Annotated in this window: 24 protein-coding genes; 20 read left to right on the top strand and 4 right to left on the bottom strand. The window is 49.9% G+C overall.

The window, feature by feature from the left end:
- Nucleotides 1-8 precede the first annotated feature (8 nt).
- The 8 genes from ACEPSU_RS11040 to ACEPSU_RS11005 all read left to right on the top strand — a co-directional run bounded on the left by ACEPSU_RS11040 (nt 9) and on the right by ACEPSU_RS11005 (nt 7,047).
- Nucleotides 9-863, top strand: a complete 855-nt coding sequence (locus ACEPSU_RS11040; protein WP_395321635.1) for a DegV family protein — start codon at nt 9-11, stop codon at nt 861-863.
- 955 nt (nt 864-1,818) lie between these two features.
- Entirely contained in the window at nt 1,819-2,460 is a 642-nt protein-coding gene (locus ACEPSU_RS11035) for a VTT domain-containing protein (protein WP_395321633.1), read from the top strand.
- A 688-nt stretch (nt 2,461-3,148) separates the two neighbouring features.
- A complete protein-coding gene (locus tag ACEPSU_RS11030; RefSeq protein WP_260339146.1) occupies nt 3,149-4,549 on the top strand; it encodes an FAD-dependent oxidoreductase in 1,401 nt (466 codons plus the stop codon).
- A gap of 172 nt (nt 4,550-4,721) precedes the next feature.
- Nucleotides 4,722-5,048, top strand: a complete 327-nt coding sequence (gene trxA / locus ACEPSU_RS11025; protein ID WP_395321630.1) for a thioredoxin — start codon at nt 4,722-4,724, stop codon at nt 5,046-5,048.
- A complete protein-coding gene (locus tag ACEPSU_RS11020) occupies nt 5,048-5,311 on the top strand; it encodes a metal-sensitive transcriptional regulator (protein ID WP_020088912.1) in 264 nt (87 codons plus the stop codon). The genes trxA and ACEPSU_RS11020 overlap by 1 nt, the downstream gene beginning before the upstream one ends.
- Nucleotides 5,312-5,383: 72 nt before the next feature.
- Nucleotides 5,384-5,779, top strand: coding sequence for a fluoride efflux transporter FluC (locus tag ACEPSU_RS11015; RefSeq protein ID WP_395321628.1), 396 nt, complete (start codon nt 5,384-5,386; stop codon nt 5,777-5,779).
- Nucleotides 5,776-6,135: a fluoride efflux transporter FluC gene (locus ACEPSU_RS11010; protein WP_395321626.1), complete on the top strand. Its 360-nt coding sequence runs from the start codon at nt 5,776-5,778 to the stop codon at nt 6,133-6,135. Before ACEPSU_RS11015 ends, ACEPSU_RS11010 begins: the two co-directional genes overlap by 4 nt.
- Nucleotides 6,136-6,213: 78 nt before the next feature.
- Nucleotides 6,214-7,047 (top strand): hypothetical protein, encoded by an 834-nt coding sequence (locus tag ACEPSU_RS11005; protein WP_395321624.1) that lies wholly within the window; start codon nt 6,214-6,216, stop codon nt 7,045-7,047.
- Nucleotides 7,048-7,189: 142 nt separating this feature from the next.
- On the opposite strand, the gene ACEPSU_RS11000 is transcribed toward ACEPSU_RS11005, so the two are convergent.
- Nucleotides 7,190-8,188 (bottom strand): LCP family protein, encoded by a 999-nt coding sequence (locus ACEPSU_RS11000; RefSeq protein ID WP_395321622.1) that lies wholly within the window; start codon nt 8,186-8,188, stop codon nt 7,190-7,192.
- 520 nt (nt 8,189-8,708) lie between these two features.
- Between ACEPSU_RS11000 and ACEPSU_RS10995 the strand changes: the two genes are divergently transcribed.
- From ACEPSU_RS10995 to ACEPSU_RS10975, 5 genes are all read left to right on the top strand, one after another.
- Entirely contained in the window at nt 8,709-9,182 is a 474-nt protein-coding gene (locus ACEPSU_RS10995; protein WP_020088907.1) for an S-ribosylhomocysteine lyase, read from the top strand.
- A gap of 150 nt (nt 9,183-9,332) precedes the next feature.
- On the top strand, nt 9,333-10,433 hold the full coding sequence (locus ACEPSU_RS10990; RefSeq protein WP_395321620.1) for a hypothetical protein: 1,101 nt from the start codon (nt 9,333-9,335) through the stop codon (nt 10,431-10,433).
- Between the two features lie 92 nt (nt 10,434-10,525).
- A complete protein-coding gene (locus tag ACEPSU_RS10985) occupies nt 10,526-11,626 on the top strand; it encodes a hypothetical protein (protein ID WP_395321619.1) in 1,101 nt (366 codons plus the stop codon).
- A gap of 167 nt (nt 11,627-11,793) precedes the next feature.
- The gene (locus tag ACEPSU_RS10980; RefSeq protein WP_395323188.1) at nt 11,794-12,594 is read left to right on the top strand and encodes a serine hydrolase; all 801 of its coding nucleotides are present in this window, start codon (nt 11,794-11,796) and stop codon (nt 12,592-12,594) included.
- 163 nt (nt 12,595-12,757) lie between these two features.
- Nucleotides 12,758-14,047, top strand: coding sequence for a helix-turn-helix domain-containing protein (locus ACEPSU_RS10975; RefSeq protein WP_395321617.1), 1,290 nt, complete (start codon nt 12,758-12,760; stop codon nt 14,045-14,047).
- A 41-nt stretch (nt 14,048-14,088) separates the two neighbouring features.
- Here the strand turns inward: ACEPSU_RS10975 and yicI are convergent, their stop codons facing one another.
- The gene (gene yicI / locus ACEPSU_RS10970) at nt 14,089-16,377 is read right to left on the bottom strand and encodes an alpha-xylosidase (RefSeq protein WP_395361547.1); all 2,289 of its coding nucleotides are present in this window, start codon (nt 16,375-16,377) and stop codon (nt 14,089-14,091) included.
- 107 nt (nt 16,378-16,484) lie between these two features.
- Nucleotides 16,485-17,879 (bottom strand): MFS transporter, encoded by a 1,395-nt coding sequence (locus ACEPSU_RS10965; protein WP_020088901.1) that lies wholly within the window; start codon nt 17,877-17,879, stop codon nt 16,485-16,487.
- Between the two features lie 366 nt (nt 17,880-18,245).
- On the opposite strand from ACEPSU_RS10965, the gene ACEPSU_RS10960 reads away from it, so the two are divergent.
- The 6 genes from ACEPSU_RS10960 (at nt 18,246) to ACEPSU_RS10935 (ending at nt 23,839) form a co-directional block, all read left to right on the top strand.
- Nucleotides 18,246-19,541, top strand: a complete 1,296-nt coding sequence (locus tag ACEPSU_RS10960) for a PTS transporter subunit EIIC (RefSeq protein ID WP_395321612.1) — start codon at nt 18,246-18,248, stop codon at nt 19,539-19,541.
- Nucleotides 19,531-20,421, top strand: coding sequence for an alpha/beta hydrolase (locus ACEPSU_RS10955; protein WP_395321610.1), 891 nt, complete (start codon nt 19,531-19,533; stop codon nt 20,419-20,421). The genes ACEPSU_RS10960 and ACEPSU_RS10955 overlap by 11 nt, the downstream gene beginning before the upstream one ends.
- Nucleotides 20,422-20,464: 43 nt before the next feature.
- Nucleotides 20,465-21,322, top strand: a complete 858-nt coding sequence (locus tag ACEPSU_RS10950) for a LysR family transcriptional regulator (protein WP_395321608.1) — start codon at nt 20,465-20,467, stop codon at nt 21,320-21,322.
- A gap of 362 nt (nt 21,323-21,684) precedes the next feature.
- A complete protein-coding gene (locus ACEPSU_RS10945; RefSeq protein WP_020088897.1) occupies nt 21,685-22,530 on the top strand; it encodes a sulfite exporter TauE/SafE family protein in 846 nt (281 codons plus the stop codon).
- Nucleotides 22,530-22,910 (top strand): DUF1634 domain-containing protein, encoded by a 381-nt coding sequence (locus ACEPSU_RS10940; RefSeq protein ID WP_395321606.1) that lies wholly within the window; start codon nt 22,530-22,532, stop codon nt 22,908-22,910. Before ACEPSU_RS10945 ends, ACEPSU_RS10940 begins: the two co-directional genes overlap by 1 nt.
- 551 nt (nt 22,911-23,461) lie before the next feature.
- Nucleotides 23,462-23,839 (top strand): hypothetical protein, encoded by a 378-nt coding sequence (locus tag ACEPSU_RS10935; protein WP_395361545.1) that lies wholly within the window; start codon nt 23,462-23,464, stop codon nt 23,837-23,839.
- A gap of 166 nt (nt 23,840-24,005) precedes the next feature.
- Here the strand turns inward: ACEPSU_RS10935 and ACEPSU_RS10930 are convergent, their stop codons facing one another.
- Entirely contained in the window at nt 24,006-24,764 is a 759-nt protein-coding gene (locus ACEPSU_RS10930; protein WP_125700905.1) for an SDR family oxidoreductase, read from the bottom strand.
- Nucleotides 24,765-25,049: 285 nt separating this feature from the next.
- Here ACEPSU_RS10930 and ACEPSU_RS10925 point away from each other — a divergent pair, with 285 nt between their 5' ends.
- On the top strand, nt 25,050-26,270 hold the full coding sequence (locus tag ACEPSU_RS10925; protein ID WP_020088892.1) for an MFS transporter: 1,221 nt from the start codon (nt 25,050-25,052) through the stop codon (nt 26,268-26,270).
- Nucleotides 26,271-26,274: the final 4 nt, after the last annotated feature.

The raw sequence follows: 26,274 nt of genomic DNA, 5'->3' as shown, positions 1-26,274 counted from the left end.
TAACACCCATGCCACAAGAGAAAATTGCAATTTTAGTGGACTCATGTTCTGACGTTCCGGCGGCTGTTCTGGAAGCGGCAGACATGGCCCTGATGCCAATGAACGTTATTTTTCGGGATCGTGCCTACGAGGACCGGGTCACGATTACCCCGGCAGAATTTTACCGGCGGCAAGCAACCGAACGGGCGACGACGGCGAGTCCCACGGGGAAGCACATTATGGAAGCTCTGGAACGAATTCAAGCGTCCGGCTACACTCACGTCATCGCTGTCTGCATTTCAGCGGAACTCTCTGGAACCTATCAGGAAACGCAATTGCTGGCCGCTGACACGGATTTGACGGTCCACGTGGTCAATACTCGAAGTGTGGGGATCGGCAGTGGTTTTGCGGCCATTTATGCCGCTGCTTTGCGGTCTGCCGGGAAGTCATTCCAAGAGATCGTGGACGAGGTGGAACGGGTGACGGCGCAGACCAAAGTATTCTTTTACGTGCCATCCCTCAAATATCTGCAGGCGGGTGGTCGGATCGGCAAGGTTGCCGGGATGGCCGGAACCTTACTGAACGTGAAGCCCATTATTTCCTGTGATGCAGAGGGAATCTACTACCCAATCGCCAAGGTGCGTGGTGAGAAGCGGACGATTACCAAGTTACTGGCGCTGGTCAATGACGCCATTGGTGATGCTAAGCGGGTCAACGTCGCCGTCTGTGATGGGGTGAACCCGGAGCTGCGCGTATCCGTCCTTGGAAAATTAAAAGCGGCCCATCCCAACGTTTTGGAATGGTATGCTGGCGACGTGTCACCGGCGCTGGGTGTTCATACCGGTCCGGGCTTAATTGGCGTCGGCGTACAGGTGCTGGACTAGGTCAGGCCGTTCTTTGGCCGGCCGTCACAGCGTCAGGGTTAAACACGCGCAAAAAAAGCCACGATATTAAGGCTATCGCGGCTTGAGGGGGGATACGAGCAGAATATAGATACTTTGGGGGAGTGCTACTTGCTGCTCGTAAAAAAGAGTAATAAGAATTTGGTACAACCCAGCTAGTAACATCCGTAGTTACTAACTTGCTTGTAGTGTAACGCCTTGACCTCTCAGGTGCAATTGATTGGTTCCATAAATTTACTAATAATAGGGTTATCCCTTGTGCCACAACACTTTTGGCCGTTTACTGATCAGCGCACGAAAAATTAAATAGCTGAAGCAATTGTCGTGAACAAAAACAATTTTATGCTGCTAAAGATGGTGACGACAACGTTTTGCGACCCCAATGACTGAGTGGGTCGCTTTTTATTTTGGACGAAAGTGCCTGACTTTCTGCGAATAATCCGTATAATAGAGAAACGAATAGTAACGACACTGGATGGCGACACTTTGACTGGTTTGAGTAGACTTCGTGGTCAGAGCGGCTGGGTAAGTCGAGAAGGCGGGGAAGTGGCGTGTCCCAGCGGGTTGTTCCTAAATGCCGAATTTTTGGGAGTACTCTTGGGGTGTACACCCGTTAATTATTTATACGCCACGTATATCAATCGCAATGGTGGCAACAATGTGTCGTCACTAATCGGCAGTTATTAAAGTTGCTAGCCATTGTGACGCTGGCGGTCATCACGGTAGTTGGCTGACAATTGGCCTGACATTCCGTTACTTTTAGGGCTAATTTGGCTGGTAAATGTCCGGATGTTAGGGCTGGTCTTTGCCGCTTAAGACGGTGGTAATCCGATTGTTCGCCTGATAAGTAAGGGCGCAAGTGTGACTGAATTTCGTGAAATTCACGGGGCACGAGTGAGTCGTGTTCGAATAAAAATAAGATAGAGGGGGCTTTCACATGACGTTTTTATTAGAGATTTGGGATATGATCTGGCATCCGCTGAATGTGTTAGTGCCGCTGACCAATCAGTTGGGAACCGGTATCTACCCCGTGCTGTTCTTCTTGATCTTTCTGGAATCAGGGATGTTAATCTTCTCCTTTATTCCGGGGCAGTCGCTACTCTTTATGGTAGGGTCGATCTCAGCCGACCCGAATTCCCGGTTAAATATTTGGCTGCTCGTCTTGATGTTTACTACGGCGGCCACCCTGGGTTCGGCGATTAAGTACCTGACGACGCTACGCTGGCACAATACCCAGGATAAACTGATCGAGCGGTTACCGGACCAGAAGGTGGCGGAGGCGACAGCGGCCTTTAACCGCAATCAGGACCAGACCATGCTGGTGGGGCGATTTATCCCGTTCGTTGGCTTGTTTGTACCGATCATGGCCGGCACGGCTGAGATGACCTGGCGGCAATTCCGTCTCTACAACCTGATGGGGAGCCTTCTATGGGTGGGGAGCTGTTGTGCGGTGGGCTACTTTTTCGGCAATACGCCATTCGTTAGAAATAACTTCACCTGGTTATTCATTGTCTTGCTGGCGATTCCCTTTCTGGGACAACGCGCCATTCAATTGATTAAAGCAAAACGCGCGAGCTAAGGGCTCACGCGTTTTTTGTATAGAAAAAGTCCCGAGTAACATGCGGATTACTCGGGACCTTATTTAGGAATCTGTTAATAAATCACTTGTTTTGGGGGGAGTGCATCTATAGACAGTGATTCCTATCATCTATCACAGTGCTTAAGGTCAGAACGTATCACGAACTAACTACAGTCATCATAAGCGCTCGTTAGGTTGTTCGCAAGTAAAATGTGACGATTGAAATTAAGTGGCTATAAAATTGTGAATTCCATGAATAGGGTGTCTTAATTTAACGGTAGCTAGTCGTTGGAAGAATCCTAGCAAAGCCGTTATTTATAGCGTGATAAGGGGCTTGGGCTGTCCTTTAATTTCGATGGTAAGCGATTTAATCTGGTCATTTTAAAAAGGGGCGAGATAAGTTATGGTGTCGATGAATGGGAAAAGCCGAACGAATGGGTGAAATTGAAGAAATGGACAATAGGCCTACATAACGTTGCGAAACAGCGCTTACTTATATAGAAAATTATGATGATTCTATAAGTAAAACGGTGAAAAGATATGTGCAAATTGCACTTTCACCCGTCATTATCTCTGAAATGTGAGACTTTGACCGGATATTCCCTGTTTTCCGAGACGAAGTCATTTATCTTTCGCTAACTTTCAAGTAGACTATCGTTAGAATCGTTTTTCATGTAGGAGGGTAAACATGAAAGTCATCATTGTTGGTAGTACACACGCTGGCACAAATGCAGCGCTACAAATTTTACGGGATCATCCGGAAACTGATGTGACTATTTACGAACGGCACACGACGGTTTCATTCTTGTCTTGCGGGATTTCACTGTTCCTTGACGGTCAAGTTAAGCACCTGGAGGATATGTTCTATTCTTCACCCGAAGCGTTGGTTGAAGCTGGTGCAAAGGTCTTGACGCGCCGCAACGTGATTAAGATCGATTCAGAAACTAAATCACTTGAAATCGTGGATATGGACACTGGGGACGTTTCCACGGATACTTATGATAAATTAATTATGGCAACCGGGTCGACAGTGACCGTGCCACCAATCTTCGGCATCGATGAAGAAAAGGTTTTAATGTGTAAGAACTACGATCAAGCGATCGCCATTGATAAAGCGGCCAAGGGCAACAAGCGAATCGCCATTATCGGGGCCGGTTATATCGGGACGGAACTTGCTGAAAGTTACGCGCGGACCGGGCACGATGTTCAGTTGATTCAGTCACGGGATATCATTTTGAACCACTACGTTGACAAGGAATTCTCCGATCACGTTGTTAGCATTTTGGAAGACCACGGGGTTAAGGTCATGCTGAATAGCCGGGTCACGTCCTTTACCGGTGATGATAATGGCCAACTGGTCATTGAATCGACGAACGGTGACTTTACGGCTGACTTAGCCGTTGTCTGCACTGGGTTCGTACCCAATACAGAATTGTTACGGGGCCAGGTTGATATGGACCGGCACGGCGCAATCATCATCAATGACTACGTTCAGACGTCCAACCCAGACATCTTTGCTTGTGGGGACGCTAGTGTCGTTAACTTCAATCCAACTGGCAAACCAGCCTACACGCCACTTGCGACGAATGCCGTGCGTCAAGGGATGCTGGCCGGGATCAACATCTTCGGTAACATCCAGAAGTACATGGGAACGCAAGCCACGTCAGCGATGCAAATCTTTGGCCGGACGTTAGCTTCTACCGGGTTGACGATTGACCACGCCTTGCGAGCTGGCATTGACGCTGACCAAGTGACCTTCCAAGGAACTTGGCGGCCAGACTACATGCCATCGACTGATGACTTGACCATCAATTTGGTCTACAACCGGGAAAACCGGCGGGTCTTGGGAGCTCAATTCCTGAGTCAACATGAAGTTGCACAGTCAGCTAACGCCATTTCAATTGCGATTCAGAACCGCAACACGATCGATGATTTAGCTTTCATTGATATGCTGTTCAACCCGAACTTCGATGCCCCATTCAACTACCTGAACATTGTGGCTCAGATGGCGGTTGAAAAGGAAACGAAGCGTGGGAATAACCATCCACGTCTGACGGCTGGGATGGACGAAGATTCAGAGAACGTTTAACTGTAGAAAACGATTCTAATGAGGCTTGGCGTGAGGGCGCTGAGCTTTTTTTGTAGCTACAGGAGTCACTGATAGCTGGCAATTCTGCAACCGACAGGCAAAAGACTAGTCAAAAGATACCTATGGGGGTATACTGAGACCACTAATTAATTTTGATGAGGAGTTGCTAAGTATGCAAGCTATTACAAGTAAGGATTTCGAACACATTGGTGACGACACTGCGGTGACGGTCGTAGACTTCTGGGCTGACTGGTGTGGGCCATGTAAGATGCAGACGCCGGTTCTCGAGGATCTCGACAAGGATTATGGCGACCAAGTCAAGTTCGCCTCCCTCGATGTCGATAAGAACCAAGACCTTGCACAGTCCCTGGGCATCATGAGCATTCCGTCATTGGTCATCTTCAAGAACGGAATGCCTACGGAAAAGGTTGTCGGTTTCCATCCCAAGTCAGTCCTGAAGAAGTACATTGATGAAAAGTTAACTGAGGTGACGGCCTAATGGTGCAAACGACGTCGAACCAACTCAAAAACCGGTTACGGCGAGCCGACGGGCAACTCCAAGGAATCTTAAAGATGGTCGATGAGGGACGGGAGTGCAAGGATATCCTGACGCAATTGGCCGCCGTTCGTTCTGGTGTGGAGCGGATGATGGGAGTTGTTGTCGCCGAGAACGTCAAACAGTGTATTGCCGAGAATCAACTCGACGAGGATCAGCAAGCTGAACTGCAGGATGCCTTAGACTTAGTTGTTAAGACACATTGATCCGGAAGTCGCCAATTATGGCGGCTTTTTTGGTATAATCGAAAGATATTATTCGAGAGGTGGCCCGGATCTATGGCCAATGTTTTTGCAATTATAGTGTGTGCATTTATCGGTGGTGGGAGCCGTTACTTGCTGGGGGTTGTGCTGCCCGTTACTGCTGGCTTTCCTTGGGCTACGGTCCTCGTCAACTTGTTAGGGAGTGGGCTGCTAGCCTGGTTGTCCCACGCGGAAAGAGTGACGGCCCAGTGGCCTAGTGCGGTGAGCGTTGGGCTGGGTGTCGGCGGTTTAGGCGCGTTTACAACCTTTTCGACGTTTAGCTTGGACCTGGAGCGACTCCTGAACCGCCAGGCCTGGGGTGTTGCGGGGCTCTACGTTGGAATTACCTTGATTGGTGGCCTGCTGCTCAGCTGGCTGGGTGTCTGGAGCGCTCGGCGCTGGTGGGCCTTTCCCGTGGAGGAAGAGTCATGATGGCCGCGGTGGCTGGCTTCGGTGCGGCGATCGGTGCTCTGGGGCGCTACGGGACAACGCGAGTCGTTCAACGGTGGACTGGCAACCATTGGCCAGTCGCGACCTTGGCTATTAATTGGGTGGGCTGCTTTTTACTCGGTGGCCTGAGCGGTTGGCAACTCGATCAGCCACTGACCGTGTTATTAGGAACCGGTATTCTCGGTGGCTTTACCACCTTCTCGACCTTTAGCCATGAGCTGGTCATGTTAGCCGATCAGCGGCGTTTTGGCGCTGCATTAGGGTATTTAGTCCTGAGTGTCGGCGGTGGGCTGTTGTTGGCTGCCAGTGGGCTCTGGTGTGGCCTGCATTTTCGCTAAAATATAGAAATCAGTGGTGTTTTGTTGGAAACTTCCCTATTATGGGAACAGAGTATTTTTTCGAAGGGAGTGGCAATCGTGGCGCGAATCGCAACGATTATCAAACGAAATGCCGTGATGCGGGATCAATTGAATACGGTCAATCAGGCCTATTGGAGTCAACTCGTCAAGCATTTACGAGAACAGCCGAAGTATGCGGCGAATGAGACCTTGTTGCAACGGGACTTGGCGGATCTCTTAACGGAGATTCTGGCTGCACAAAAGGCCGGTCAGTCTGCCGAAGACTATCTGAGTGGTGGTCCGGCAACCGTGGCCATCGCCATGGGCAAGCTGGTCGAGCAACGTCCCTGGTGGCAAACTTGGGACGCCCTAGTGCCGTTGCTGGTCTTTACCCTGGGGACAATTTTACCGAGTGTGATCTTACCGGCGGTACCGCTCCAACTGTTGTTGGTAGCCGTGCAGTATGGTTTGTTTATTCTGGCGATGGGACTGGGACTCTGGCTGACGCAACGATTTACGATCCGGGGCCGACTGATCGGGTGGCTGGTGATCATCGTGGGCTTGTTGGCTGCGATGGGGATCGCCGCGCGCACGGTTCCGGCACACGGTCTCGTCTATCTGACGCGGGTCGGCGGTAGTATTACGTTGTTGGTTTTCGCTGTGATCATTACCGGTTTGGCCTGGTGGCAGAATCGGCAGCACCCGAACGCCTGGTTACCTGCCGTGTTGGGGAGCCTGTGGATCACGACATTGCTGGCGCTGTTGGCACGGTTCCCGGCCACTTCTGGCTTGATGGTAACGAGTGCTGGCAACTTGCTGATTGGGTTAGGAACCTTACTAGGGGATGCGAGTGTTCTGATCATCGGCTGGCGTATCTGGCAAGCGCGGCAACACAAGGCGGAAGACGCTTAGGTGTCGGTAGACAAAATAATAAAGTATAAGAAATACGCTTCTACGGGAATTTGTGAAAATGCCTGCAGGAGCGTATTTTAGCTAATCAGGGTGGATTGTACGAAGCGGTGAGGTTAGCTAGCCGGTAGAGGAGCGCTTGGGTTTAGAACCCGACTGGATCGAGGGCGTCTGTTTGAAAGTCACTCGCTGTTGGCAGACCCAGTGCCTGGCGAAGATCGGTTGAAACTTTGGCGACTTCACTCTGCGGGGCAATCTGGTAGTCGATGCCGTTGAGCGTGGCGTTTTCGCCTTGAAGTGTTTGCGACTTGATATGGCGGCTGGTGTGACCGTCCTTGGCGCGAAGCCACATGAGGTCGTTGAAGGTTAGGTTGGTCTGGAGGTTACTGCTCAGTGAATCTAGCACGGACTGGTAGCGGGTCAGCGAGCTGATGCTGGCCTCCTTGAGGACTAGGGCCTTGATGATCTGGCGTTGGCGTGCCTGCCGACCGTAGTCACCGAGCGGGTCCTGGTAGCGCATCCGTGAGTAGGCGAGGGCACCGGCTCCGTTCAGATGAATCTTGTGACCCTTGACCACGTTAGCCTGTTCGTAGTGGAAGGTCAGCAAGGGGGTGACGGTGACCCCACCCACTGCGTTGATCATTTTCTTTAGACCACCCATGTTCAGCAGGACGTAGTAGTGAATGGGAATGTTGACGAGGTGTTCCACGGTCTTGACGGTCGTCTTAGCGCCATAGAGGGGATAGGCAGCGTTGATTTTCTCCTCGTCCTGCTGGCTACCATAGATGTTGACGAGCGTATCGCGGGGGATGCTGGTCAGCTTGGCCGTCTGTTTTTGGGGATTGATAGTCGCGACAATCATGGTATCAGTCCGGCCCACGTCATGGCGGCCTAGCGCACCGGTATCGGTACCTAATAATAGGATGGCGAAGGGTTTACCACTGGTCAGCGCGGTGTTTGTTGGTTTGAGGCCATCGGCACGGTAGGTCTGTGAAAAGGTTGCCTGAGCCGCGTGCCAGGCCCGCCAGCCATAGATGCCGCCACCGATGACGAGCAGGCTACAGAGGGCAAGCAGCCATCGTCGCAAGTGGTGACGGCGAGGCGTGAAGGTCCGGCGACGTGGTGGTAATGGTGTATTTTGCATGATGATTCCTCCCCCAAATCTCTTAATCCGCAACCCAGTATAGCCAGCTTTAGCGGCGATGGCGAAGGGGACGCCTAGTTTTGATATTTTCTTAGGTAACTTTAGGAAACTGCAAGAGAAACTTAACCAGTGGATAGCGTTGTTTGGTGAGAAAAATTGGATAGTAGGTTGGTTTTCTTGAGTGATGCCGTTTTGGGGTTGTTAGTGCTATCGGGTAGATACAGGAAGTCTCCTGATATTGAAGGCTATTTAAGCCGGAGGAGGTCAGAAATGTAGCCAGCCGTGACGATGACCTTAGCTGACGATTCTTGTCAGGTTAGGTCATGGGACGAGCTTGGAGACGTCTGATCCTTGACGGCTTCAAGTCGAGGTCCAAGACCTAACCTCAGGCTTGGACCGGTCCCCACAGCAGGCGGAGTTTCTGACAGCCGCAGGCGACAAGTAATTAGTGGCAACTGCTGGGGCGGTTGGTGTACAGTAAAGACGTACACATATTTTTAACAAGGGAGTTGGCACAATAATGGCAAAAGTTGAAAGTTTTACGTTAGATCACACCGCTGTTAAAGCACCTTACGTTCGTTTAATTACCCGTGAAACGGGAACGAAGGGTGACGTTATCTCGAATTTTGATTTACGGTTAGTTCAACCCAACACCAATGCAATTCCAACGGCCGGGCTACATACGATTGAACACTTGTTAGCGGGCTACCTCCGTGACGAAATGGACGGCGTCATTGACTGCTCACCATTTGGTTGCCGGACCGGGTTCCACTTGATTACCTGGGGTGAACAATCTACCGAAGAAGTTGCCAAGGCACTGAAGGCTGCTCTTCACCGGATCGCATTTGATACGGAATGGAAGGATGTTCAGGGGACTGATAAATACAGTTGTGGGAACTACCGCGACCACAGCCTCTTCTCCGCTAAGGAATGGAGCAAGGACATTCTCGACAAGGGGATTTCTAAGGACCCATTCAAACGCGAAGTTATCTAAGCTAACTAAATTACAACCCTTACAGGCACGTGACCATTTTAGGTGGGCACGTGTTTTTTCGGCGTAAATGCTGAAGCTTTTGGCAAGAATGCCTTATACTTAAGGCAGTTGATTATTTTCAGACGTTTATTTTGGGGAAAAGAGATTTTTATGTTGAATTGGAAACGCGTTACGTTGTTCTTTGTCATAGGCCTTTTCTTAGGCGTATTGGGGGTGTTGCCGAGTACGCCCGCGGCGGCCTATCACGTCATCCATCAGCGTTCTAGTGCGTTAAGCGTTGGTCGACTCCGAGCCATTAATGACAGTGCCGTGCATTATGTGCAGGTGCCCAAGAGTTATCGGCATGCGCCCAACCTCCATCGGGCAAACGTGATCAAGCAAACGCGAGGGGCCCACATCACCTTTAAGACAAACTATCTGTTGCCGTATCCCGGTTATCGGCATCAGGCTTGGGGCAATCCACAGAGCATCGCAGCGGCTGGGCGCTATCTCTACGTGGTGTACTGCCCGACGGCTTGGCACAATCGGGGGCGCATCGTGCGATATGACGTGGCGGCTTTGCGGAAGCTACACGTGACACCACAACAAGTTCAGCGGACTTATCGCAGCGGAAGCAGTCAGTCGCAGGCTATTCGACGCGCCATCAAGGTGGGCCCTGCATTTGTAACAGGACACGGCCAATCCTTGGCTTATAACTGGCATGATCATCAGCTCTATATGTGGTGTGACAAGGAAAAGGCGCCACGGGTGCCAGCCAATAAATATGGTTACATTAGTCAGATTAACGGTAGCCAGCTGAAGCCTGTTCACCAGGTGCGGTTCCGGTTGAAGCACGGGCATTTTGCGGTGGCAGGCGGCCATGTCTTAACGTTTGACAAATACGGCAATGCTTACTTCTGGACGCGGCCGACGACCCATCACGTCTATATTTATAAGGGCCGGGTCACGCGGCATCACGTGAAATTTCGGTTGACCCATCAGGTTCTCCAGCACGGTCCGGGGACGCGGGTTCAGAGTATGGGGTATAATCCGCGAACGGGGCAACTCTACCTGGTCGCCGATGATTCCATTGCCAAGTTGCCGGCGAAAAAGTTGAATGGTAATGGTCATCTCACCAAGCATAATGTGACTTGGAATAAATTTGCTTCACGGCGGGAGTTTGAGGGCTTAGCGTTTGCGCACAATGGTCAGGCCTACCTGCTCACCAACCATAATCCGGAAATCTTGGCTGGCAATCGGCGCGGTTGGTAGCTAGTAAGTTGAGTGAGTAATGAAAATAATTTGAGACCCCGGTTTTTTCTGGCCGACTTATACTGGCTGAAAAGATTGGGGGGTAATGGATTATGCGAAAAATTCATTTATGGGGAGCATTGCTCGTAAGTCTTATTTGGGGCGTCACTGCAACCGTACCGGCTCACGCGATGACGACTGTGGATCAACATGCGGCCGCTCTGGCAACGCCGGACAAGTTACGTCCACTCGATGATACTCAAGTCCATTTTGTTACGGTACCCAGCAGTTATGCGCAAGCCGCCAACCTTCACGGGACCAACACGATTGCCAGTGATCGGGGATCAGCGGTGACGTTTACCACGAAGTACCTCCTGCCCACACCAGGTTATCAGGGGGAAGCCTGGGGTGATCCGCAGAGTATGGCCGTGGTGGGGCATTACCTATATGTCGTCTACTGCCCGACGGCTTGGCACAACCGTGGCCGCATCGTGCGGTTCAATATGCGTAAATTATCTAGTCTAAAGGCAACGCCGCATCAGATTCAACGGGTCTACACGATTGCAGCTAACCTGTCGGCGAAGGAAAAGCAGATTCGTACGGCAATCAAGGTAGGCCCGGCCTTCGTGACCGGTCACGGCCAGTCGTTGGCTTATGATTGGAAGACCCACCAGCTTTACATGTGGTGCGACCGTGAATCCGCGCCACGGGTACCTGTTAGCCAGTACGGCTATCTTCAGCAACTAAGTGCTAGCACGCTGACACCGGTCCAGCGGATTCGTTTCCGGTTACGTGCGGGGGACTTTGCGGTTCCCGGTGGCCACGTGCTGGCGTTTGATCATCAGGGGCGCGCCTACTTCTGGACCCGACCGAATGCCACGGACGTGTATATTTACCAGGGCCGCGTTGGGCGGCATCACGTTGATTTTCGGCTGACTAGTCAAGTCCTGAGGCACGGGCCTGGAACCTGTGTACAGAGCATGGCGTTCAATCCCAACAATGATCGCCTGTACCTGGTTGCCGATGAGTCGATTGCCAGCCTGCCAGTGGCTAAGCTCACTGGAAGCGGACACCTGACCGGACAGGATGTGAAGTGGACTCACTTCGCCTCTAAGCGAGAATTTGAAGGCCTAAGTTTTGGTGGGAACGGACAAGCTTACCTGTTGAGCAATCATCAGCCAGAAGTTTTTGCGGGCAACACGTTAGATTGGTAGTTTGTGGAGAAAATAAAATAAGCGATCGTCACGCAGAAAATCAGCCGGTTGGGCTGAGCCGGAGGTGTGGCGATTTTTTGTGACCTATTGCTTTTGGCTAATTAGGCGTAAAATATAAGTTAGTAAATAGTTAACGAGGCGGGGGACATATGCGGTATTGGAAAATAATGTTGGCGGTATTGATTAGCTGCGGTGTATTTGGCGCTGTGGGAACAACGGCGCAAGCAACGACGGTTGACCATGAGCAGACAGCAATTAAGAAGATAGTCAAACGCGACATGCGCCCCGTTCACGGTCGTTGGTCCGTCAAGGTCACGCGGCTCGGACAACGGCCGCTGGCGGTGACGACGGGCAACAAGAAGGTCCAGGGACAGCGGTCAGCCAGTACGATCAAAGTTTACGTCATGTTAGCGATTTTTCAGCGCGCACGGGCGCACCACTTGAAGTTGACGAAGACGGTCAAGACGGATCTGAAACGGATGATTCACAATTCCGACAATGCTGCGACCAATCGCTTGATTCATCAGCTGGGAGGATTCAAGCGGGTCAATCAGACGATGAAGACCTATGGCTTTAATCACTCCCATCTGCGTCGCTATATGATGGATACGCGGGCCTTACAGCGGGGACACGATAATTACACGTCGGTCAACGATCTCACGCGTTTCTTAACGTTGGTCAGTCAGCGTAAATTGTTGGGAAAAACCTATGACGATCGGATGATGACCTTACTCCATCATTGCAAGAACCATTCGAAATTACCAAAGTTAGTGAAGCGTGCCGCGGTCTACAACAAGACTGGTGAATTTCCAGCTAAGGGCGTGCAAAACGATGCTAGTCTCTTTAGAACGAAACACGGCACCTATACCGTTGTGGTCATGGCGCAGCAAGGCAATCAGGCACAGCAGTATCGCGCGATGAACCGGTTAGGCCGCGACACCGTAAGATATTTAGAGAATCATCGATAATCGTCGTGTGCGAGTTCGGGGTCAAGTGCCCTGAACTTTTTTTGACGCTGGATTATGCATGAATTTATGTAACGGCTTTAATAATTAATTTTGTAAAGCGCTTTGGTAGCTTTTGAGAAAGTAATCCGGTAAGCTGGGAATAGTCAAAATTCTGAAGCGGGGGATGATGGTGACGGCTAAGATTGTTTTCGCGGAACGACGGGCGCTGGACAAGCTCCCGCAGGAGAATCACTTTGTCTACATTGTCGATTATCCCATTTGTCAGGTCGATCGCTCGGGGCAGTTGCTGGTGGCGAAGAACTACGCCAGCTGGGGTGAGATTACGCAAATTACGATCGATACCCGCCAGCGGTTTGTGATTAACTCAACGTCAGGGCACTCACTGACACTAGGACCCAAGAAGATTGTCAATTACGATACCGATGTTGCAGACATGGGCGTGACGGCACTACTAAAGACGAATGGGTATAGGCTGCCCGTGACGACTGCGCAGCCACTGACCGATGAATTCAAGGCACAACTGGCGGCTGTTTTCCCAACGGTCAAGACATTGACTGAGATTCCAGAGAAATACGCGGTGATCGATTGTGAATTTGGAATCTTATTTAGAACTCAGCGGCAGGGCGACAGCATCGTGCAGCGGCGGGCCACGTTTTATGGTGAAAAGGCGGGGATTTTTCAGTTGGCAGTGCTGGGATACGCGGGTAATCAGGCACTGGATCTATTTTTCAACCGTTATTTGGACAATCCCAATTTCTCGGCTGAGATTAAACTAAGGGGACTCAAGGAGACCCAATTGACTTTGGCCGAATATGACAGGCAAACGGATCCGGTGACCGTGTTGAAGGCCTTTATCCATGAAGTTCTGGCCCGCCAGTTGCCACTGGTCTTTTGGGACAAGAGCAACGATCTGCGCTTGCTCCGGCACACGTTGGCCGTTAACTTTGACGCGTTTTCAGCAGCGGAGCAGGCACTCCTAGGTATGAAACTAGCGGTGTTTGACGGCAGCATTTACACCAATCAGGTCATTAACCGCAGTAATCATCGCAAGAAGGATACCCATCATTATTTGCCATTGAATGGCGTGGCGGGACTCTTGAATATCTTCAATCCGCACCAGCACAATGCTCTCTGGGATGCGCAGACCACGCACTGCGTCGTTAATGCCCTGGCTAAGATTCAACAGACGGAACCCCTGGTTTTGACACGTCCCCAGGCAGGCATCCGGTTGGACTCGGCGAGTGGTGCAGGGGTGGGGGACGTGCCCCAGTCAGCAGATGACCAGCAACCAATGGTATCACAGCCCAAGATGTTAGTGCCTACGCCCGCGATCTTCTGCCAACTGAGAGCAACCGGCAAGACCTATCGGGAGATTGCCCAGCTGTTCGGCGTCAGTACCAGTACCGTCTGGCGTGCCGTGAAACGGCAGACAAAAAGCGCCATCACCAATTGAATTGGCAATGACGCTTTGAATGTAAAGATTAACGGCGATGATTACAGGGTGATCGTTGCTTCGGTACCGTTTAAGGCAGCCTTGGTAACTTTCCCGTTCTCATGGACGTAGATGGTCGCAGAACCAGTCAAACCAGAAGTGGTGACGGTCAATTGGTTACCGCTACGGTCAACCGTGACCTTGCCAGCATCCTGACCCTTTTGGTCAACGACAGCAACGGAAGTTGACCCTTCGTGCATGTCGTACAGATTGATATCCAGGTCCTTGGTGAAGTCGTAGTCCGCGTGAACGGCCTTTGGATTCCGCAATAAGATCGTGTTATCGCGAGCCAATACAGGCAAGTCCAATTCACCGTAGTCCTTGCTGATCCACTTGCCATCAGTGACGTTGTAAGTTTCATCGTCATTGATGATGCTAGTCCACTTACCAGCTGGCAGGTAGAAGTTCACGTGGCCTTCAGGATTGAAGACGGGGGCAACTAAGAGTTGGGTCCCAAACATGTATTGGTTATCCAACGTGTGTGCCGTCCGGTCTTCCGTGAAGTTGAACCACATTGGCCGCATCAGGGGGTTACCGTAAGCCGTATCGTGGGCGGCTTGGGTGTACAGGTATGGCATCAGGGAAAGCTTCAAGTTAACGAACTTCCGCGTGTTGTCCACGGCTTCGTCATCGAAGTTCCATGGTACCCGGTAAACGTTGCTACCGTGGTAACGGCTGTGAGAAGATAACAGACCGAACTGCGTCCAGCGCTTGTATAGGTCTGGCGTAGGCGTGTCGGGACCATCTTCGAATCCACCAATATCGTGGCTCCAGAAGGCAAATCCAGAACTCAGGAAGGACAGCCCACCATGTAAGGTGTCAGCCATGTTCTTGAAGTTAGACAAGGCGTCACCACCCCAGTGTAAGGGGTACTTTTGTGACCCAACGGTAGCGGAGCGAGCAAAGACAACGGCCTCGCCCTTACCTTTGTTTTCTTCGATCGTGTCGAAGACGGCCTTGTTGTACTGCAGGGTGTAGTAGTTATGTTCGCGCTTAGGATCTGAACCGTCAAAGAAGACGGCATCCTCAACGGGAATTCGTTCACCGAAGTCGGTCTTGAAGCAGTCAACACCCATGTCGAGCAGGGCCTTTAACTTGCTCTTGTACCACTTAACGGCGTCAGGGTTGGTAAAGTTGACGAAGGCGTTACCGGCTTGCCAAAGGTCCCATTGCCAGAGGTTACCATTTTCACGCTTGATGAAGTAACCGTTCTTCTTGCCTTCTTCAAACATCTTCCCTTTTTGGGCGATGTAGGGGTTGATCCAGACACAGACCTTGATGCCCCGATCGTGAATCTTCTTGATCAGGCCTTCTGGGTCTGGGAATTCGTCGCGGTCCCATTCCATGTTGGACCATTCGAATCCCTTTTGCCAGAAGCAGTCAAAGTGAAAGACATCCAATGGGATGTTGTGATCCTTCATGCCATCGATGAACTTCAGCACTGTTTTTTCACTGTAATCAGTGGTGAAGGAAGTCGTCAGCCAGAGGCCGAATGACCATGCAGGTGGTAATTGCATGCTACCCGTTAATTCGGTGTAACGGTGCAAGATTTCCTGTGGTGTTGGGCCATAGATAACGTAGTATTGTAAGGATTCACCTTCAGAACTGAATTGAACGCGGTCAACGTTTTCAGAGGTAACTTCGAAATCAACCGTTTGAGGTTCATCAACGAAGACCCCGTAACCGGCATCCGTCAGGTAGAAGGGAATGTTCTTGTAAGATTGTTCGGAAGCCGTCCCACCATCTTGGTTGGTGATCTTAACTTCTTGACCGTTTTTGATGAAGTTTCCGAAGCGTTCACCTAAACCGTAAATCTTGTCTTCAACGCCAACGGATAATTGTTCGCGCATGTAGTGAACGTTGGTGTCATGGTTTAAGATTTCACCCTGGGCCTTGTTGCGAGAAGCCGTAATGACTTTGCCATTGGCGGTGAATTCCATATCAAATTGTTGACGGAGTGGGAGAGAAACGGTCAGGTCACCACTCGTCAATGAAGCCTTCTTATCCGTAACGTCAATGTTGACGTCAGGGTCTAAGTTGTTGAGCTCATATGAAGGGCCTTTGGTATCTTGATCAAAATGCGTCAGCTTTACGCCGATAACATTCTCGACGGGGGAGGTGAGCTTAATCGTGCTCATCCCGAGGTTTAATTCGTCTCCCCGTGTGTTGATTCGCTTGTAAGGGGCATAGACGTTTAAGGTCTTGCCATCCTTTTCGGCTTCGAATGCTTCAGCCGGTGAGTTAACGTCGTACTCTTTACGAGTTAACCAATAACCATTAGTAAACTTCAAAGTAGCCACTTCCTATTCATAATTTTAGTAATCTATTTCTAAAATTGGTACCAAGCTCAAACAAGCCGGATACCAATTTTAAATTCTAAGTTTTAATCTGCGATGGTCTATTCAGCGGCGTGACGAGCTGCGATTTCTTCGTTCATCTTTTCAACCTTTTCGTCGGTCAAACGGTAGAAGGCGAAGACAACCATGGCAAGGACGGTCACGATAATTGGAATAATCGTCGTGGTCATCCGGATACCTGCTAAACTCCGTGCGGTTTGTTGGTGGTTAGCCACGAAACCGTAGGCAGCTAAGACGTAGCCGGGTACAACCCCACCAAGGGCCATCCCAAACTTGAAGAAGAACCCAATAACGGCGTTGATAATCCCGTTTTCACGCTTACCAGACTTCCATTCCCCGTAAGTGATTGCTTGGGGAACCAGGGCCCATTGGAACCCGGTGGAAAGGATGATTCCGGCAGCTTCAATCGTCCGGCCAATGAAGGTCCAAGTCAAGTTAGTAGCTGGAACCGCATACATAATCAAGAAACCAATGACAGCTAATCCAAGGCTACCCTGCATCAACCATTGGGTCCCAATCTTCCGGTTCAACCATGGGGTAATTGGAACCACGATGAAGGCTGGTAAGGTTCCCAGTAGGTTATACCATTGCATCATGCCAGCGTTGCCGGCGTTGTAGGTCATGTAGTAGGCCCCAACGGAGTTCACAACGGACATCAAACCAAAGGTGATAATGAAGAAGATAGCTAACGTCCGCAGGGGACCGTTGATAACCAATTGGTGGTACAGGTCAGAAACCTTAACGCTTGATTCTTGTTCTGGCGCCATCTTGATCCGTTCAACGGATTGGCTGAAACAGAAGATTAAGATTGCGGCACCGGCGATCCCGTAGATCACCATCGTCCAGAACCAACCAGATTGTGATTGAACACCGGAGTAGTGACCACCAGAGATCATCTTAACAAAGATAGGAACACCGAAACTAACGGCCAATGATCCTAAGTTAGCTAAGAGCATCCGTACGGAACTCATGGAAACTAATTCCTTGTTGTTCCGCGTCATAGCGGCGTTTAAGGAACCGTAAGGAATGTTGACGGTCGTGTAGATAACGGACAGGCCAACGTAAGTTACGTAGGCGTAAACTAACTTGCCCATGGCGCCAACGTTTGGCACGTGGAAACAGAGCATAGCCAGTACGGCTAGTGGAATTGACATGTAGAGTAACCAGCCACGGTACTTCCCCCAGCGGGTCGTGTGCTTATCAACAATCGTTCCAACGATAGGGTCGTTGATGGCATCGATCAGCCGAACAACCAGGAACATGGTTGCGGCGTCGGCAGCGGGCAGGCCGTAAACGTTCGTGTAGAAAAATAGCAAATACGTCGAAATAGTGGTATAAATCAAGTTTTGCGCGAAATCCCCGGTTGCCCAACCGAATTTCTCACGCCATGGAAGCTTAACGTCGGTTTTTTCCAACGCTTTAGATGCAGAATCCATTTCTCTCACCTCATATGATAGTTTCCAATCAATCTAAGTTGGTTGGTTGTTTACCACAACATACTAACACCTTTTGAAAACGCATACAAGAATTAATTCCATTTTGGTCGAAATTTTAGCCAATTCGGCACTAGTGAAGCGGCTTCATTTGCTTTATGAAAATGATGTAAACTGTTACATAACTATCGTAGCACGCAATGAAAGCTGATACAATAGCGGCATAAGAATCATTCTAAATGTAATTATTTTCTGAAAATTGGTGAACTTGTTAAGTATGAATAAATTTGTAAGACGTTGAGCGACCACTTCCAAAGGAATTTCGTATAATGAAAGTAATGAAGTCATAAGTAGGGGGAGTTAGAATGGTTGGCTTATTTCGGGGACTGTGGCGCCAATCAGCGCGTTGATCAATGGCGAGCGCTACGGGCAGTTCATGAGGCACTGCGGGTCGCCTATCCATTTATTTTAGTGATGGCTTTAATTGACGTTGTTGGGCAAGGCTGTTTGTCCAAGAGCGGCTTCTTTTTTCAGGTTTATCATATCGGGAGTTGGCTACCCGGGTTGGAGTTTTGGCGCGACATTCTGCAGGCGGTCAGCGTTGTTGTGAATGGCCTGGTAGCAGTCATGATTGCCTTTACGACGGGGCACTACATGGCGCGAACCTATCACGCGGATGCCCTAGCTGTCGGGTTGATGAGTGCGTTGGCCTTCCTGACCTTGAACGTAAACTATGATACTTTTGGGCAGACGAGTCATGGCAATGACCTTGCGCAGTTCTGGATGCCCAATCTGGGGCCCCAGGGAATCTTCTTGGCGATTCTGGTGGGATTAGGTGTTGGCTGGCTGGCAAGTCATCTCATGCGGGGATTGGCAACGTGGTGGCGGCACCATCGACACTCTTCATTGTCCTGGACGGGACGGGTGGCCTGGTCGTTGACCATCGTTTTGGGCGTGACGGTCAGCATTGGTTATGGCTTAAGCTGGCTGACCGATGGTGGGATTAACGATCTCGTCTACCTGGCGTTACAGACGCTGAATACGAACCCCGGGCACAACGGGCTACGAATCCTGCTGGTGACAGCTGTAAGCAATGGTTTATGGTGGCTGGGACTGATTGGGCCCGTTGATGTGGCCGGTAATAGTTCGGTTACGTCATTGCAGAACCTGGCCTACGCCGTTCAGCACGGTTCCGGATGGGGAGCGCCCCATCCTATTACGCTTCATACGTTGGGGGATGCCTACGCTAATTTTGGGGGCGCCGGAATGACCTTGGCGCTGTTGATTGCGATTTGGATTGGCTCGCGCCAGGCAAGTTACCGGCGAGTCGCGACGCAGACAGTCTTACCAAACCTTGTCAATCTAAATGAGTCGACGTTACTGGGACTGCCCGTGTTATTTAATCCCATTCTGTTGTTCCCATTTGTTTTGGCCCCGGCCGTGAACCTGGTGCTAGCGTGGGCGGCGATTACGTTGAAATTAGTGCCGCCCATTGTGTATCCCGTGCCGCGGACCACCCCAGGGCCGCTCGTGGCTTATCTGGGAACGGGTGGCGACTGGCGGGCCTTGCTATTGAGCATGCTGTGTCTCACGGTATCCGTCCTGATTTATTTACCGTTCGTCCGGTTACTCAATGCGGAAGGGGGTGCTGACCATGCGGCGTAGGTGGTGGCGCTGGGCGCTGCTGATCGTAGTCATTCTGGCTGTGTTCATTCCTAGCCAGGTATGGTTGAAGCAGCGCATCACCAAATATAAATCGAGCTATAAAACGCCCCTGGCGCCTACGATTATGGTACCGGGGTCGAGTGCCAGTCAGAATCGCTTTGACACATTGATCACGCAGCTACGTAAGGAAACCAAACGGCCACACAGTGTGTTGAAGATCAAGGTTGCCGAGAGTGGCGCCGTTAGTTATACCGGCAACATTCGTCGGGGGGATAATCACCCATTTATCGTGATTGCTTTTGAAAATAATCGCGACGGCTATGCCAATATTAACAAGCAGTCTAAGTGGTTGAATTTGGCCTTTAAGGATTTGGTCAAGACGTACCACTTCAACCATTTTTCCATGTTGGGCCATTCGAATGGCGGCTTGATTCTGAGCCTCTTTACGGAGAAATATTTGGCACAGACCAAGCACGTGAAGCCGGATCGTTTAATGACGATTGCCACGCCGTACAATATGGAGTCCGACAGTACGACCAAACAAACCGCCATCCTGCGCGAGTTGATCAAGGGGCGGTCCAAGTTGCCTAAGAAGCTGACGGTGTACTCCGTAGCCGGAACCGAAAATTATTCTAGCGATGGGACGGTGCCCGCCAACAGCGTGAACCAGGGAAAGTACGTTTTCCAGAATCAAGTCGCGCACTATACACAAATTACAGTGACCGGGGATGACACGACGCACTCGGACTTGCCGCAGAACAAGCAGATTGTCTTATTGATTCGGCAGTATCTCTTGAAGGAAGTCTTGCCCACTAAGGATCGCGTGCCAACAACGAAACAGACGCGCAGTAAAGAATCGGACGAAACGGACCTCCCTTGATATCTGGTATAATGAAGGAAACGCGTAGTGGGAGGTTCCCAACATGAATTTTCGCCAATTGGAATACTTTTTAGCGGTGGCCGATGCCGGACAGATTACGGCTGCTGCCCACCAACTGCATATGGCGCAACCGCCGCTGAGTTACCAGATCAAGCAATTGGAAAATGACTTGGGAGTCCCTCTGCTCAATCGATCTGCGAATGGGGTGACCCTGACGCCAGCGGGACGCCTGCTCCAAGACTATGCTCGCCAGTTAGTCGACCTGCGCGAACGGGCTGACAGTCAGGTGCGGTCGTTGGGTCAGGGACTCGCGGGTGTCTTGTCGGTAGGGGTGGTATCCTCTTCAATTGGTGCGACGCCCAACGCGAAACTCCGGACGTTGACGCGCCATTATCCCAAGGTGCAAATTCGTCTGTTCGAGGACAATACCTACGGGTTGATCGATCGGTTAGAGAAGCACCTGATCGACGTGGCGATTGTGCGGACACCGTTTTCGGCGCCAGGATTGGCCAGCAAGGAACTCACCACGGAAAGTATGGTCGCAGTGGTGCCCCACAAGTATGATCACTTTGCCGGGGCCACATTGCGGGTGGAAGATCTGGCGGAAGTGCCGCTGATCATTTACCGGCGGTTTGAACAGATCTTTCAGACGACTTTTGATCAAAAGGGGATGCAGCCCTTCATCGCTTGCACTTGTGACGACGCCCGAACTGCCGTGCAATGGGCCGATGCACGGATGGGTGTGGCTGTGGTTCCGCGGACGGTCGCGGAGGAAACGAGTGGGGTGGCAACCAGTATTCGTGCGATTCGCTACCAACCGTGGCGGACAACGCTGAAGCTGGTTTGGCCCACGACAATTACGCCCAGCCCGCTTTTGCAGCGGTTTATTGATAGCTATTAAATATATGTGGAATACAAATTCGAAGGCCTTGCCATATTTTTAGAGTATGGCAAGGCTTTTTTGCGGTGTAATCGGTTCCTATAGCGGAAGGCCGACCTTTTGTGGGGGCCTACTGAGAAATAAATGCCCGGACTCAAGAATCGTTGCTTTGTGCAAACGGGCACGAAGCAACGTTAGATAACTTGTTCTAGGTGACTGAAGACAATAGCTAAGGCGCTTAACAACAAGGATAGTAGTGGTTTACCTCTATTTGTGCGTAAAATAACGTATATCGATGGTTGTTTACCGGATCTAACTTGCCCTGTGCTACCGAAAAGTTGATAATCAAGGACGTAGATTGATTTGTGAGGAGGAAACATCAGATGATTCAAACAGCCTTAATCATGATTGGCGTGGGCATCTTCGCTGGGATTGCCGGAGCAATTTTAGGTATCGGCGGTGGGATGATCATTACGCCAATTCTGACCCTGGGAATGGGGTTAAATATTAAATACGCAATTGGTGCCAGCATCATTGCTGTGATTGCCACGAGTTCGGGATCGACCATCGCTTATTTGCGGGATAACGTCCTGAACTTACGGGTCGCCATGTTCCTGGAAATTGCGACCACCATCGGTGCGATTGTTGGGGCCCTGTTAACGGGGGTCCTGGATCCGAAATACCTGTATCTGTTGTTCGGCTGCCTATTGGTCTTCTCCGGGTGGAACATGTACCGCAAGTTGCGGCGGGGCCAGGAAGTCCTTCAACGGGTCGAACCAGATAAGATTGCCAGCAAGCTCAAACTCAACGGCAGTTACTATGACAAGGCTGAGATGAAGACTATCGACTACCAGGTTGAAAATGTCCCGGCGGGCTTCTCCGTCATGTTCGGCGCCGGTGTGGCCAGTGGCCTGTTGGGCATTGGCTCCGGGGCCTTCAAGGTGATGGCAATGGATACCTTTATGAAGATGCCTCTCAAGCCGTCCAGTTCCACATCGAACCTGATGATGGGGGTCACGGCGGCGGCTAGTGCCACGGTGTACTTCTTCAACGGGTCCATCCTTCCCGGCATCGCTGTGCCCATGGCACTCGGTATCTTGGGAGGGGCTGTGATTGGTTCACGGATCATGCAGGTCCTACCGGCACGGTGGATTCGGATTGTTTTCATCCCCATCATCTTATACATTGGGATTCAGATGCTGGGTAAGGGATTGGGGGTTCACTTCTAATGCAAGAAAAACAGAGCGCAACCGCGACGGAAATGGCGCAGGTCGAAACGATTATTGGTCGGATTCTGCAAATTGGGGTTGTCTTTTCCGCCATCGTAATGGGGATTGGCTTAGTGATTCTCCTGGCGACCGGTGATTCCGGTTATGCGGGGCATATGGTACCGTTAACGATGGCCGCTATTCTGGTCGGTAGTTGGCAGCTAAAGTCGTACGCCATCATGATGCTGGGAATGTACTGCCTAATTTTGACGCCAGTCTTACGGGTCGTGGTGTCCATTTACGCCTTCTACAAGGAACGCGACCACCTTTACGTGGCCATCACGACGGCGGTTCTGATCATCCTGATGATTGCATTGGCTATTGGGTTGACTGGAAAATAAGTCCTGTACTTATTACTAATGTAAATTTTACGAAAATAGTCTCATTTTTTCGCAAAATAACTGGATTTTTGTTTTAACCACGAATCAGTTGTGGGACGCAAGCACGAAAAAAGGGACGGGGACGTAACTCGGTCTCTTCTCTATAGAAAAACAAGACGAAAATTCTCGGTTCTTGAAAATTTCCGTCCTGCTTTTGTCCATTCAAGATCCTGGTTGTATCTAGCCTTAAATGATGTTGAAGCGGTATTTCCTCAAATTTCATTTACCAATTACTTGCAGGGAAATACAATTGAGGCCGATAATGCTGATTTAGGATACTACCATGCATATTGAATGTGAGCACGCTGAAGTTGAATGGGTCATGAATTTTAACTTGGTTGCGGCTGGCGTTGTCGGCTTACTTGTATTGGGAATTGAGCTTGTTCCTGGAATCGGAGCGCGTGTTGAAGGTATTTTTGGTTGATTAGGTGGTTTTTAGAATTTATTAGAGAGGTAAGTGTTTGTAATTGTATGATTTTAAATTTCGAATTCTAGCTAGTTGTATGGCAGTCGTGCCTACAGCAATCATCGGTATAGAATGGTATATTAACTTATCAATGAATGAAACACCTTTAGAGTTTGCAATCTTATTACTGGCTTGGGTTTGGCTAGCATCACTGGTTAGTAGCATAGTCCTTTTAAGGCTGATTTCGATTTGCATATATCAAAAATCGGTTCAACAGATTTTGAAAACACCTAATGTTAATCACATGTTAGAATCCAAAGATTCGCAAGATCTGTATAAAATTTTTCGAACACTAGATTTCAGCTATTCTAGAAAGCTCAGAAAGGTCGCAAAAAAAGAGAATATGGATCAAAAGCGTAAACGCTTAATCGAAGCCATTATCCATCGCAAAAGTTTGCTGGAAATGGACGAGAATAAGTTGTAATTGCTAAAACTGATTCTATCGTGAATGGAATGTGGGAAAATGGCGGTCAGATAGAAACAAAAAAATTGATCCTAGAAATCATTTTGTGATTTCTAGGATCAATTTTTAATTACTGGAACTCAGGGATTTTTGACCCAGATTCTTTCATTTTTACTGAGATTAATCTTTATTGAGCGGTGTAACCACCATCAACAACGAATTCTGCACCAGTAGCGAACTTAGATTCGTTAGAAGCTAAGTAAACACAGATCCAGGCGATATCGTTAGGTTCACCGATGTGGCCCATTGGGGTCTTCGTACGTTCTGACATAGCTGCTTCAGCACCAGGAAGGTCGTCAACTAATGGCGTCTTGATGTAACCTGGGTGAACAGTGTTAACCCGAACATCGTAGTCCTTCAAAGCACAGTCAACGGCAGCTGACTTGGACATGATCCGAACGGCACCCTTAGAAGCGTTGTAAGCACCTAAGTTAGGGTCACCAACGAGACCTTCAATAGAAGAAATGTTGATGATTGAAGCGCCGAGGTTCTTGTTCTTCATCCGTTGGATACCTAAACGGGTACCGTAGAAGACACCGTCCAAGTTAACGGCCAATTGCTTCTTCCATTCTTCAGTCGTCGTGTTTTCAACACTCTTGTTAACGGCCATACCGGCGTTGTTAACGATCGTCGTCACTGGGCCAAAGGCTTTTTCAGTAGCATCGAATAATGCCAACCAGCCGGCTTCGTCAGTAGCATCGTGTTGGAAGAATTGAATAACATCTGGGCCGCCAATACTCTTAGCAGCTTTTTCACCAACGTCACTGTGACGTCCAGTGATCATAACCTTACCGCCTTCTTCAACGAACTTGTCGGCAACAGCCAAACCAATTCCGAGAGTACCACCAGTAACGATTGCAACTTTTCCATCTAAACGATGAGCCATGTGTATTACCTCCAAATATTTGTGTGATCTGCGTCATGTATACTTGTTGATTCTCAAATGACTAAAATTAATGGCAAGTGAGGGTTGAAAAGACTATCAACAAAATTATAAGTGAACTACGTCACATGCTTGTCACCTATTATGAAACAAAACCATCAAAATTCCAACCCTTTTATTAAAAAAATTTACAAAAATTTTTAGAGGTCAACATAACGGCGGTATAACGGGTTTTATGCTACACTAGTAATTAATGCATTTTTAGAAAAGTTAAGAGGCGATGACGTCGTGGGTACACGAAAACCTGAACAATGGCGGCGAAACTTGGCCGTTTTATGGTTGGGAACTTTTATTGCGGGCATGGGATTTAGTGAAGTCATGCCATTTTTATCGTTGTATGTCGATGACCTGGGCACGTTTACCAAGGGACAGCTGACCATGTACAGCGGGGTGACCTACGCCGTGACCTTCTTCGTGATTGCGTTGGTTTCACCACTGTGGGGGAAGCTGGCTGACACTAAAGGGCGAAAAATCATGTTGCTGCGTTCGTCCTTTGGGATGGCCATTGTCATCGGTCTGATGGGGTTTGTTAGTAATGTGTGGCAACTCATCGGGTTAAGATTCTTGCAAGGCTTCTTTGCTGGGTACATTCCCAACGCGACGGCACTGATTGCGGCGGAAACGCCCCGGGGGAAGAGCGGGAGCGCACTGGGAATCCTGACGACCGGATACGTCAGTGGGAACCTGATTGGCCCAGTTCTCGGTGGGATTCTGGCCCAGGTCTTCTCCATTCGCTGGACGTTTATCCTGACTGGGATCTTCCTGATTATCGTCTTCATCCTGAGTGCCACGTTGGTTCACGAACACTTTACACCGATCACCCGCGATCAACAGGAACAGTCGGGGAGTTGGTTACATAGGGTCAAACGACCTAAGTTGATTCTCGTATTATTGGTATCCACGATGATCATTCAAATGGGAAATAACTCGATCACGCCAATTATTAGTCTGTACGTTAAGCAGTTGATGAACAATGTCGGGCCAATTACGTTGGTGGCCGGAATTATTGCTGCCCTGCCTGGGATTTCCACGCTGCTAGCGGCACCCAAGTTGGGGGATTACGGCGATCGGCGGGGGACTAGTCGGGTCCTTATCTTTGGCTACGTCTTCGCGGTACTGATGTATTTCCCCCAAGGATTCGTCACAAGTATCTGGCTTCTGGGAATCTTACGGTTTATGATTGGGGTATCTGACGGGGCGTTGTTCCCGGCAGTCCAAACGATGTTGACTAAGAATTCGCCCCAGGAACTGACCGGGACCGTCTTCAGCTGGAATCAGTCGTTCCAGGCGGCAGGGAGTATGTTTGGTTCCCTGTTTGGCGGTCTCGTAGCGAATATCTTCAACTATAATGGGGTGTTTATTTTCACCGCCATTACTTTATTGCTGAACTTCTTGCTGTTATGGTGGGTCGTCCCCGAAGTACGGCATTTTCGGCAAAAAAACGCGTAACTAG

Source organism: Levilactobacillus parabrevis (assembly GCF_044051715.1).
Lineage (GTDB): Bacteria > Bacillota > Bacilli > Lactobacillales > Lactobacillaceae > Levilactobacillus > Levilactobacillus parabrevis.
Note: the sequence above shows the minus strand (reverse complement) of the source record. Positions and strands in the feature narration are given on the sequence as shown.